Annotated in this window: 12 protein-coding genes; 11 read left to right on the top strand and 1 reads right to left on the bottom strand. The window is 65.8% G+C overall.

Features of this window, described 5'->3' with window-relative positions:
* Window positions 1–1,128: 1,128 nt before the first annotated feature.
* Window positions 1,129–1,419: a hypothetical protein gene (locus HMPREF0298_RS12700; RefSeq protein ID WP_245527454.1), complete on the bottom strand. Its 291-nt coding sequence runs from the start codon at window positions 1,417–1,419 to the stop codon at window positions 1,129–1,131.
* 6 nt (window positions 1,420–1,425) lie between these two features.
* On the opposite strand from HMPREF0298_RS12700, the gene HMPREF0298_RS06720 reads away from it, so the two are divergent.
* The 11 genes from HMPREF0298_RS06720 (at window position 1,426) to HMPREF0298_RS06675 (ending at window position 11,262) form a co-directional block, all read left to right on the top strand.
* Window positions 1,426–1,971 (top strand): tetratricopeptide repeat protein, encoded by a 546-nt coding sequence (locus HMPREF0298_RS06720; protein ID WP_245527453.1) that lies wholly within the window; start codon window positions 1,426–1,428, stop codon window positions 1,969–1,971.
* 10 nt (window positions 1,972–1,981) lie between these two features.
* A complete protein-coding gene (locus tag HMPREF0298_RS06715) occupies window positions 1,982–2,965 on the top strand; it encodes an HAD-IIA family hydrolase (RefSeq protein ID WP_040422605.1) in 984 nt (327 codons plus the stop codon).
* Window positions 2,956–3,132 (top strand): hypothetical protein, encoded by a 177-nt coding sequence (locus tag HMPREF0298_RS12195; RefSeq protein ID WP_157464391.1) that lies wholly within the window; start codon window positions 2,956–2,958, stop codon window positions 3,130–3,132. The genes HMPREF0298_RS06715 and HMPREF0298_RS12195 overlap by 10 nt, the downstream gene beginning before the upstream one ends.
* A gap of 26 nt (window positions 3,133–3,158) precedes the next feature.
* Window positions 3,159–3,980, top strand: a complete 822-nt coding sequence (locus tag HMPREF0298_RS06710; RefSeq protein WP_006840374.1) for a TlyA family RNA methyltransferase — start codon at window positions 3,159–3,161, stop codon at window positions 3,978–3,980.
* 8 nt (window positions 3,981–3,988) lie between these two features.
* Window positions 3,989–4,909, top strand: coding sequence for an NAD kinase (locus HMPREF0298_RS06705; RefSeq protein ID WP_006840373.1), 921 nt, complete (start codon window positions 3,989–3,991; stop codon window positions 4,907–4,909).
* Window positions 4,910–4,915: 6 nt separating this feature from the next.
* Window positions 4,916–6,646, top strand: a complete 1,731-nt coding sequence (gene recN, locus HMPREF0298_RS06700; RefSeq protein WP_006840372.1) for a DNA repair protein RecN — start codon at window positions 4,916–4,918, stop codon at window positions 6,644–6,646.
* 42 nt (window positions 6,647–6,688) lie between these two features.
* Entirely contained in the window at window positions 6,689–7,894 is a 1,206-nt protein-coding gene (gene steA / locus HMPREF0298_RS06695; RefSeq protein WP_006840371.1) for a putative cytokinetic ring protein SteA, read from the top strand.
* Window positions 7,895–8,689, top strand: a complete 795-nt coding sequence (locus HMPREF0298_RS06690) for a copper transporter (protein ID WP_006840370.1) — start codon at window positions 7,895–7,897, stop codon at window positions 8,687–8,689.
* A 20-nt stretch (window positions 8,690–8,709) separates the two neighbouring features.
* The gene (locus HMPREF0298_RS06685; RefSeq protein ID WP_006840369.1) at window positions 8,710–9,354 is read left to right on the top strand and encodes an NUDIX domain-containing protein; all 645 of its coding nucleotides are present in this window, start codon (window positions 8,710–8,712) and stop codon (window positions 9,352–9,354) included.
* An 11-nt stretch (window positions 9,355–9,365) separates the two neighbouring features.
* Window positions 9,366–10,271, top strand: coding sequence for a site-specific tyrosine recombinase XerD (gene xerD, locus HMPREF0298_RS06680; RefSeq protein ID WP_006840368.1), 906 nt, complete (start codon window positions 9,366–9,368; stop codon window positions 10,269–10,271).
* A 109-nt stretch (window positions 10,272–10,380) separates the two neighbouring features.
* Window positions 10,381–11,262, top strand: a complete 882-nt coding sequence (locus tag HMPREF0298_RS06675) for a ParA family protein (RefSeq protein ID WP_040422771.1) — start codon at window positions 10,381–10,383, stop codon at window positions 11,260–11,262.

The raw sequence follows: 11,262 nt of genomic DNA, 5'->3' as shown, positions 1-11,262 counted from the left end.
GCCACACCCCCCAAACAACACACAGGGGGGTGCGGCTGCTTTCTGCGTACCCCCACCCACTGCGCCACGACAGTGTCAAATCCGCATTGCGGACACCACCCACTCCACTACGGCAGAGACGGGGACAGGCAACGGTTGCTGTGGCTTCCTCGTTCCGGCTGGTCTCTCAACTGACACCAGTCCGTAGTGCGGACACCACCGACTCCGCCGTCGCAGAGTCGGGGACAGGCAACGGTTGCTGTGGCTTCCTCGTTCCGGCTGGACTTTCAACCGCAGTGAGTCCGCATTGCGGACACCGCCAACTCCGCCGCGGCAGAGACGGGGACAGGCAACGGTTGCTGCGGCTTCCTCGTTTCTGCTGCTCTCTCGATCGCTTGCAGTCCGCATTGCGGACTCCACAAACTCCGCCACGGCAGAGTCTAACAACGCCCAGGGCTTTCTTGCCTGGTGGTCCGGGTAGTTCCCCAATCATCGTGAGTCCGCATTGCGGACTCCACCGGCTCTCCCACGGCAGAATAGAGAAGAGTCGGCGACCGCATTGACTTCCTCGTTTCGGCTTCTCTCTCGATCGCTTTCAGTCCGCATTGCGGACCCCGCCGTGGCAGAGTCGGGGAGGGCCAACGATTGTTTTTACTTGGCTGCTTCGGCTGCTTCCCCCGATCGTCGCCAGTCCGCAATGCGGACACTACGGACTGCGCCGCGGCAAAGCGGGGGAGAGCTAATTGTTGCTGTGGCTTCCTCGTACCGGCCGGTCTGTCAACTGCGAAGAGTCCGCATTGCGGACTCCGCCGACCCCGCCGTTGCAGAGTCGAGTCCGCATTGCGTGCTCCGGCACGGCAGAGTCTCGAGGAACCAGGACTCGCTCCACCACGGACACCCGAGTTGTCCCCAATACCGTCTCCAGTCCGCAATACTGACTCCGCAAACTCAATGGGAAGGTGCCGAATCGGGCGTCGAGAAGCTGAAGCAATGGTACGCATATTGGAAAGCCAGTACCTCCGCAACAACAGATGCGGGTCCCTGAGACACCAACCGGGCATAGCGAACGCGGCGAACCGATTTGGCGCAGCGCGTTCAGGCGCGTTAGGGAGCACAACCTATAATGGGCGAGACGCTTAGGAAGGGCATTTAATGGCAGAAAATACAGGTTCGCACTCTCGCGACGGCCGCGGTCGTTCGGGCGGCGGTCGTGGCCGTGATTCGCAGCGCGGGCAGGGCGCGCGACGTGGCCGCGATGATCGCCGTGAGCGCAGGGATGGTTTTAATCCGCAGCGCCAGGGTTTCCGGGAAGACCGAATGAACCAGAAGCTTTCGGAGCCTGATCTTCCCGACGATATTGATGTGCGGGGTCTTGATCGATCCGTGCTGCAGGATCTGCGTGTGTTGTCGAAGGACAATGCCGATCGTGTAGCGAAGCATATGATCATGGCTACGAGCTTGCTTGCCGACGATCCCCAGGCCGCACTTCGTCACGCCCGCGCGGCGAAAAACCGTGCTGGCCGCGTTGGTGTTGTGCGCGAGACTAACGGCATCGTCGCCTACCACGCCGGGGAGTGGAAGGAGGCGTTGGCGGAACTGCGCGCGGCGCGGCGCATCTCTGGTGGTCCGGGGCTGCTTGCAGTGATGGCGGATGCTGAGCGCGGTCTTGGCCGCCCGGAGAAGGCGCTCGAAATCGGTCGCGGGCCGGAGTCAGAGCAGCTGGATGCTGCGGGCAAGATTGAGCTCGGCATTGTTCTCGCTGGTGCCCGCCACGATCTTGGGCAGCACGAGGCCGCTCTGGCCACGTTGCAGCGACTTAATCCCTCGCTGGAGTCGCGGGACCCGGAGTCTGCGCGCCTCGCCTACGCGTACGCCGACGCGTTGCTTGCGCTCGGTCGCGACGCGGAGGCCAAGAAGTGGTTCGAGCACGTCGTAGAGATCGACCAGGACGAGATGACGGATGCCGCGGCCCGTGTCGAGGAGCTTAGCTAGGGTGAGCTCTATGACTTTGAGCTCGCTTTTCGACGCCCTCCTGCTCGATCTCGACGGCACAGTGTGGGCCGGTGAGCTGGCGTTGCCTGGCTCCGTTGAGGCGATTGTCGCGTCCAAGCTTCCCGCGTTGTACATCACGAACAACGCTTCCCGCGGCCCTGTTGACGTCGCCGCGAAGCTACGCGCGGTGGGTCTGAATGCCGGCCCCGAGGACGTCGTGACCTCGGCCCAGGCCGCCGTTTCGCTCGTCAGTGAGGACCTCAACGTCGGCGACCCTGTCCTCGTGGTGGGTGCGCCTTCGTTCAAGGATCTGGTCCGTGAGGCTGGTTTCCGGGTTGTCGATTCCGCTGACGAGTCTCCGGTGGCGGTGTTGCAGGGACACAACCCGGAGACTGGGTGGGCACAGTTGTCGGAGGCGGCACTCGCCATCGCAAATGGTGCGCGCTATGTTGTGTCCAACCTGGATACCACGCTGCCGTCGGAGCGTGGTTTGCTCGTCGGCAACGGCTCAATGGTCGCGGCGGTGACCTCGGCGACGGGCGTGGTTCCGGCGTCGGCCGGCAAGCCTGAGCCGGCGATGTTTCTGCACGCGGCACAGCGTGTCGGGGCGAAACGTCCCTTGGCGGTCGGGGACCGGTTAGACACAGACATTGCCGGGGCAGTTGCTGCGGGGATCCCGGTGCTGCACGTCCTGACCGGCGTCTCGGGTCCGTTGGCGCTGTTGGGGGCTCCAAAGGAGTTTCGCCCCACGTTTATCGCGGAGGGTATGGCGGCACTCGGACATGACCCAGAAAGCCTGAAGCCGCGTGCTCAGGGAGGTTTCTCGGCGCGCATCGACGGCAAGGACATCATCCTGAGCCATGGAAACCCGGGCGCAACCGGCATTGAGGCCCTGCGCACGGTTCTCGAAGTCGGGTGGCTCATGGACGAACCGCCGCAGCTCGTGCGCCCCAATTCGGACGCCGCGGAGGAGGCGACCTCAACGTGGTGGTAAACCCGTCGCCGCTGCCGCGCGACCCACGCAAAGTGCACACCACCGCCGAGGAGGTCTCCCAACGCATCGCGGAAATTCTCGCGGAGCCGGTTGGCTCGCTCGCGGAGGAGGCCGACCAACTCCGCAGGGCCCACCAGGTTCTCAATCACGCTCTCAACGCCGACTAGCTGGCTCGTAAAAGGAGGTCGCTGACATGGCTCCAGGACGTAGACGACTCGATGCCGAGATCGTTCGTCGCAAACTCGCGCGCTCGCGCGAGCAGGCGCAGGACTGGATTAAGCAGGGCCGGGTCGAGGTCGCTGGTTTCGTCGCCAAAAAACCGGCCACAGTGGTGGAGCCGGAAGTCTCCATCAAGATCAACGTCGAAGACGCAGACGAATGGGCATCGCGAGGGGCGCACAAGCTCCTTGGGGCGTTGGAGGTCTTTGAGGCGCGTGGGTTGGGCGTCGAGAAGCGGCGCGCGCTTGACGCTGGCGCTTCGACGGGCGGGTTTACTGACGTGTTGCTGGCAAAGGGCGCGCGTGAGGTCGTCGCCGTGGATGTGGGTTACGGCCAACTCGTGTGGCGGCTGCAAAACGATCCGCGGGTGCGGGTGCTTGACCGCACGAACATCCGGCACCTGACCCCGGAGATGATGGGCGGGCAAGCGGACCTGATGGTGGGCGACCTGAGCTTTATTTCGCTGAAGCTCGTGCTGCCGGCCATCGCCGAGTGCATGGCGCCCGGTGCGGACCTATTACCCATGGTCAAGCCGCAGTTCGAGGTAGGCAAGGAGCGTCTTGGCAGCGGCGGTGTCGTTCGTTCGCCGCAGTTGCGCGCCGAGGTGACCGCCCACGTGGCGCAGTTTGCCCAGTCGCTGGGGCTGAGCCTTCGCGACGTGGTTGCCTCGCCGCTGCCCGGCCCGAGCGGCAACGTAGAATATTTTCTATGGCTCGTCAAAGATGCGCAAGCATCCGTGCTTGACGACGACACACTGACCGCACTGGTGGCACGCGCCGTCGAGGAAGGACCTTAAGTAAGACTATGACCGGTATCATCGAGCGCACGATTCTGCTTGTCCCGCACACCTACCGCGCGGGCAACATCTCCGCCGCCGCTCGTGCCGCCGAGCTTTTATCCCAGGCCGGCATTGAGGTCCGCCTGCTCGACCAAGGGCGGATGGGCCCCGTTGATGAAGAGCCGGCACTGCAGGAGCTCGACCGGGCGGAGGACGGACCCGAAGCCGCCGCCGGCTGCGAGCTCGTGCTGGTGCTCGGTGGCGATGGCACCTTCTTACGCGCTGCGAACTACGCCCACGAGCAGGACGTACCCGTGCTAGGCATCAACTTGGGCCATGTCGGGTTCCTCGCGGAGTGGGAGCAAGAAAGCCTCGACGAGGCGATCGGCCGCGTCATTGATCGGACCTACCGCATCGAAGACCGGATGACCATCGACGTTGTCGTCACCGGCGCCGACAACAACGAGATCGGCAAGGGCTGGGCGCTCAACGAGGCCAGCATCGAAAACGTCAACCGGACCCGCGTCATGGACGCCATCCTGGAGGTGGATTACCGACCGGTGTCATCGTTTGGTTGCGACGGCGTGCTCATCTCCACCCCGACAGGTTCGACCGCCTACGCGTTCGCGGCCGGTGGACCGGTGCTGTGGCCCGAGGTCGAGGCGCTGCTCGTCGTGCCCAACAACGCTCACGCCCTCTTCACCAAGCCGCTGGTCGTCTCTCCGCGCTCTATGGTGGCGGTCGAATCGGAGGCGCGCACCGGCGAGGCGAACGTGGTTCTCGACGGGTTCCGCACCATTGAAATGCCGCCGGGATCGCGCGTTGAAGCGGTTCGCGGCCGCCGCCCGGTGCGGTGGGTGCGCCTCGACGAGCATCCCTTCACCGATCGTCTCGTGCATAAGTTCCAGCTGCCGGTGTCCGGGTGGCGTGGGCCCTTGAAGAAGTAGAACTCCATGCTCGCAGAAATCACGATCACCAACCTGGGGGTCATCCCGCGAGCCACCGCGGAGCTGTCCGCTGGCTTGACCGTGCTCACCGGTGAAACAGGAGCGGGTAAGACCATGGTGGTAAGCGGGTTGCGCTTGCTCACCGGCCGGCGTGCCGAGGCGTCGCTGGTTCGCACCGGCACTGAGCAGGCTGTCATCGAGGGCGCGTTCAGTGTCAGCGGGCTCGATGCCGCGCAGGCTGGAGCTGCTGCCGCCGTGGCAGAGGGCGCGGGTGCCGAGGCCGACGAAAACGGCGAATACGTTGTGTCGCGCTCGGTGCGGGCGACCGGCAGATCGAAGGCCCACATCAGCGGGCGTACGGTCCCGGCCGCGACCCTGGGCGAGTTCACCGGGCACCTGTTGACCATCCACGGCCAAAACGACCAGCTCCGACTCATGTCGCCGGATCAGCAGCTGGCGGCGCTCGACCGCTTCGATCCAACGATCGGCGCGAAGCTCGACGCCTACCGCGCGGCGTGGTCGGCGTGGCGCGAAGCGGACAAAGACCTGAGGGACCGCACCGAAAAGCGGCGCGAACTTGCCCAAGAGGTTGACCAGCTCACTTTCGCGATCGCGGAGATCGACGAGGTCGCCCCCGCAGAGGGTGAGGACACGGAACTTGTCACCGAGATCAATCGTCTGCAAGACGTGGATGCGCTGCGTGATGCCGCGGGAGCCGCGCTGGCCGCAATCGACGGCGCCGAAGCCGCCGGGGGTTACGCCGCCGGCGACGACGCGGCCGCCTCCACTCTGGTGGGCGTCGCCGCCGACGCCTTGTCATCTTCCAGCGACGCCTCGTTGAAGGAACTGGGGTCTCGCTTGGGCGAGGTTGCTGCGGTGCTCTCCGACGTCTCCGCGGAACTCGGTAGCTTCGTCGCCGACTTGCCCGACGACATCGACGAACTCGAACGCATGTTGCAGCGTCAACAGGAGCTGAAGATGCTGACGCGCAAGTACGCGCCTGATGTCGCCGGGGTGATCGCCTGGCGTGCGAAGGCGGCGAAGCGCCTGGCCAAGATCGACACCTCCGCTCAGGCCGTTGAGGAACTCCGCTCAGAAGTCGCCGCCTTGAAGCAGGAGATGGTCGCCCGCGCGGCGACGCTGACGAAGGCGCGGGTGGCGGCGGCGCAGGAGCTCGGCGAGATGGTCACAGTAGAGCTCCAGGGCCTGGCGATGCCCAAGGCGCGCCTAAGCGTTGCGGTTCACAAAAGCGACTTCACCCGAGACGGTGCCGATGCCGTGGAGCTGAAGCTGGCGCCCAACTCGGCGCTTGAGCCGCAGCCGTTGGCAACCAGTGCGTCAGGCGGCGAGCTCTCGCGCGTGATGCTCGCCCTCGAGGTCATTTTGAGTGGCTCGACCAGCGGCGCGACGCTCGTGTTCGACGAGGTTGACGCGGGCGTGGGTGGGCGGTCCGCGGTCCAGATCGGCCGCCGCCTCGCGCGGCTGGCAACCAATAACCAGGTCATCGTCGTCACGCACCTGCCGCAGGTCGCGGCGTACGCGGACACCCACTTGCACGTGGCGAAAAACGTCGGCGACGACTCGGTAACCTCAGGCGTTGTCGAACTTAGCGGCGACGACCGGGTCGAGGAGCTAGCGCGCATGCTCGCGGGAATGGATGACTCCGCGACCGGCAGGGCTCACGCCGCGGAGCTTTTGCAACGTGCGGCGGAGGACGTTGCAAAAATGCGGGAGTAACCACCGCGCGCCTCGGACAAATCTGCAGGTTGTACGTGCATAATGTCGCGCATGACTGTCAACGCTTCCAATTCGGGCACCACCGGTCTCACCGGACGCATCCGCGATTGCACGCCTCAGGGCAAGGGCTTGGGAAAACTCTCCGCAGGCGACATCGCCGTCGTTGATTCGCCCGACATGACGCGGCGCGAGGCCGAGCTGCTTGCTAGCGCCAAGCCCGCCGCGGTAGTCAACCTCGCGAGCTTTTCAACAGGCTCCATTCCCAACTACGGCCCCCACGTGCTGCTCGACGCCGGGGTTCCGCTCGTCGAGGGCGCTGGCGCCGAAGCTCGCTCGGTGCTGCGCAGCGGGAAGAAGGGCACCATCGAGGCCGATGGCACGATTTCGGTCGGCAAGAAGCGGATCGGCACAGGAGCTTTCGTCGACCGCGCCGCAGTCGATGCGAACTTCGCCGCCGCGCAGCGCAGCCTCGTGGACAACATGGAGGCCTACTTCGGGAACACGATTCAGTTCATCCACTCGGAATCGCCGCTGCTCATCGACGGCGTGGGAGTGCCCGAGCTGGGTGAATCCATGGCGGGGCAGAAGGTCCTCGTTGTCTCCCCGCTGACCGGCGAAAGCGGCGAGTTGCGCACGAGGATTGAGAACCTGCGCAACTTCATCCGGGAATACGCCCCGGTCATCATCGGCGTGGGTGCTGCCGCCGACACCCTGGTGGACCTTGGCTACAACCCGGACTTCATCGTCGGCGACCCCGTGGACATCTCCGCGGAGAGCCTGCGCGGTCATGCCCGCGTGATCTTGCCCGCCGATCCCGACGGGCACGCGGTGGGTCTCGAACGCATCCAGGACCTGGGCGTGGGGGCGATGACCTTCCCGGCAGCGACGAACTCCTCGACTGACCTGGCGATCCTGCTGGCGACCTTCCACAACGCCGAGATGATCGTCACCATCGGCGACCCGGTCGACCTCGACACCATCTTCGCCAACCCGGCTGACGCCTCCCCGGCGGCACTGCTCACGCGCCTAAAGGCTGGTGGGCGCCTCGTCGACTCGACCGCGATTGAAAACCTCTACCGCACAACCTCCGGGTCGGGCGTGGCCTGGGCGTGGGCGATCCTCGGAATCCTGGTTGCGCTGGCGACGGTGATCCTCATCGTCGGTCTCGGCGGGCCGGGGGAGTTCACGGACAACCTGGTCGACACCTGGAACCAGATCGCGCTGCGCGTGCAGGGGTGGTTTAGCTAAATGAGGCAGAAGACATCAAGCCCGGGATTTGTCGCCGCGGGCCTCGGATGGGGCCTCGCCGCCGGCCTTGCTCTCGGGGTGCTGCTGATCGCGCCCGCGATGGCGGCGTTGGGTGGGGCGTCGACAAGCGAGCCCCAAGGCCTTGACCCGCGCGCGCAGTCCGCCGAGGCTGAAGCCGCCGCGGCGAACGAGGTACTGGCGACGCAGGCCGAGGAAATGGTCGCCGGCGAGCTCGAGGGCACAGCGATCGTGATGATACGCGCGGCGGGCGTCGACGACGACAGCGCGGACAAGCAGCACTGGCTGATCAACACCGCGGGTGCGGACAACGCCGGCACGATCACCTTGACCGACAAGTTCACCTCCCAGGACGCGGCGAACGAGCTGAGCACCATCATCTCCAGCACCCTGCCCGCCGGAGCTCAACTCTCCGTGGACAACCGCTCGCCCGGCGTCCACGCAGGCGAGGCGTTCGCCGCGGCACTGGGGGAGGCAACCGCCACTGACCGCGAGTTCCTCCTCGAGACACTGGCTCAGGCAGGTTTTCTCACCTACGACGAAGACGTCGCCGCTGCGGACGCCGCCGTGTTGCTGACGGGTCCACCCGCGCAGGATTCCAGTTACGCCGACCGCCTGCTCGCTGAGATGGCCCAAGCTTTCAACGCAGCCGGGGGTACGCTCGTTGTCGCGGGCGAAGGCGCAGGTGAGAGCGAGGGTGCTACCCGCGTCGACTACGCCGACACCGAGGCGGGGCGCGTCAATACCGTGTTGACTCTTCGCGACGAGCTGTCCTAGGCGCACTACAGTAGGCAGCTATGCCGCACAACTTCACCGTTACATCGTCCGAGCTGCTTGTCGACGCACCCATCCTGGCGCTGCGCCGCGACACGGTCACCATGCCCGGTGGCGGCGAGGCGAAACGTGAAATCGTCGAGCACCTCGGCGCCGTGGCGGTGGTCGCGGTCGACGACGACAACCGGGTCGCGCTGGTGACGCAGTACCGCCACTCGGTGAAACGGCGCCTGCAGGAGCTGCCCGCGGGGATCTTGGATGTCGCGGGCGAATCTGAGCTCGACTGCGCGAAGCGCGAGCTGTACGAGGAGGCCGGGTTGGAGGCCTCCGAGTGGGGTGTCCTGGTCGACCTCGTCACCTCGCCCGGGTTCGCCGAGGAGGCCGTGCGCGTCTTTTCCGCGCGCAACCTCAGCGTGGTGGATCGCCCGGAGGCGCACGATGAGGAGGCCGACATGTCGCTGGAGTGGGTTGCGCTCGCGGAGGCGCGCGCGAGGGTCTTTGCAGGCGAGATCACCAACGCCATTGCGGTCGCCGGGATTTTGGCGGCCGCCGCAGTCGCGGACGGTGCGGCGCCGCAACGCGACACCTCCGCACCCTTTGACCTCAGGCCCACCTCGATGGCGCGGCGCCGTTCGGGAAGCGGCAGCGACCTGAAGAAACTCCCGTAAGGCCCGCCCCGATGAACCTGCTCCAGGTAGCCACGATGTGGCTTGACCACCTCGCGGTGGAGCGCGGCGTGGCGGCCAACACCTTGAGCAACTACCGCCGCGACGTCGAGCGCTACATCGCCTGGCTCGAGGCCGCGGGCATAAGTCGGCTTGACGACGTCTCCACGAACCATGTCGAGGCCTACGTCGCCGACCTGCGCCGCGGGGTCGGGCGCGCGAAACCGCTGTCCGCGTCCTCGGCGGGCAGGGCGCTCGTGGTCGCGCGGGGCCTGCACAAGTTCGCCGTTGCGGAGGGGCTGACCCAGGCGGATGTCGCTTCCGCGGTCGCGCCGCCGAGTGCGGGGGAGAAGCTGCCGGATACGCTGTCGATCGATGAGGTCGCGCGCCTTCTCGACGCCTGCCCCACGCGCACTCCGTGCGACCTGCGGGACAAGGCGCTTCTGGAGGTGCTTTACGCCACCGGTGCCCGCGTCTCGGAGGTGCTGGGCCTAGTCGTCGATGACGTTGCCAGCGACGCAGACGTGCTCACGGTCACCGGCAAAGGCAGCAAGCAACGGTTGGTGCCGCTGGGATCGCATGCGCGCGAGGCGGTGGATGCGTACCTGGTGCGAGGACGGCCGGTGCTGGCGAAGGGCTCGACGTACGCGCTGTTCCTCAACCGGCGGGGAACCGCCCTGTCTCGCCAAAGCGCCTGGGGAATAATTAAGGATGCGGCCGAGCGCGCGGGACTTGCCAAGGACATCTCCCCGCACACCCTGCGCCACTCCTTTGCGACACATTTGCTGGAGGGAGGCGCCGACGTGCGCACCGTCCAAGAGCTGCTCGGCCACGCCTCGGTGACCACTACGCAGATTTACACCCACATCACTGCGGACAACCTGCGCGAGGTGTGGCGGATGGCTCACCCACGCGCGTGAAAGATGTTCACGGGCTAAATGACAGTGTTGTAAGCTTGACTTCAAGCACGATCCATCATGCTCGTGCGCACGAGGTGCGCTCGAGGCGCGCAAAGGGGAAAGGATGGCGATGACCAGCGAGTCGTTGTTCGAGCCAGATGCCACCAGTGAGGCGAAAGTCGGCCTCACCGGCCGGCCTCTGCGCGAGTTTCCCCAGCCTAAGCCGCTGCACCGCCACGGCCCCGCGAAGGTGATCTCGATGGTTAACCAGAAGGGCGGGGTGGGCAAAACCACGTCCACCATCAACCTTGGGGCGTGCCTCGCCGAGCTGGGCCGTAAAGTCCTGCTGGTTGACCTAGACCCGCAGGGTGCCCTCTCGGCCGGGTTGGGGGTACCCCACGACGAGGAGCAGATCACCGTCTACGACCTGCTGTTCGACAACACGGCGAGCATCCACGCCGCGATCAAGCACTCCAACGTCGCCGGGCTCGACCTCGTGCCGGCTAACATCGACCTGTCCGCCGCAGAGATTCAGCTCGTTAACGAGGTAGGCCGGGAACATACCCTGGCCCGGGCGCTTCGCCCGGTGCGCGGGGAGTACGACATCATCCTGCTGGACTGCGGACCGTCGCTCGGGTTGCTCACCGTCAACGCGCTCGCCGCCTCGCACGGGGTGATCATCCCCATGGAGTGCGAATACTTCTCCCTGCGCGGGCTCGCACTGCTGACGGACACAGTGGAGAAGGTGCGCGACCGCATCAACTTCGACCTCGAGATCGTGGGCATCCTGGTCACCATGTTCGACCGCCGCACCTCCCACGCGCGCGAGGTGATGGACCGGGTGCTTGAGGTCTTCGGCGACACCGTCTTCGACACCGTGATAACCCGCACCGTGAGGTTTCCGGAAACCTCCGTTGCCGGCGAGCCCATCATCACGTGGGCCCCGCGCTCGCAGGGCGCCGAGCAGTACCGCTACCTCGCGCTCGAGGTGCTCGAGCGCACGGACAACTAA

It is taken from the genome of Corynebacterium lipophiloflavum DSM 44291 (assembly GCF_000159635.1).
GTDB lineage: Bacteria > Actinomycetota > Actinomycetes > Mycobacteriales > Mycobacteriaceae > Corynebacterium > Corynebacterium lipophiloflavum.
Note: the sequence above shows the minus strand (reverse complement) of the source record. Positions and strands in the feature narration are given on the sequence as shown.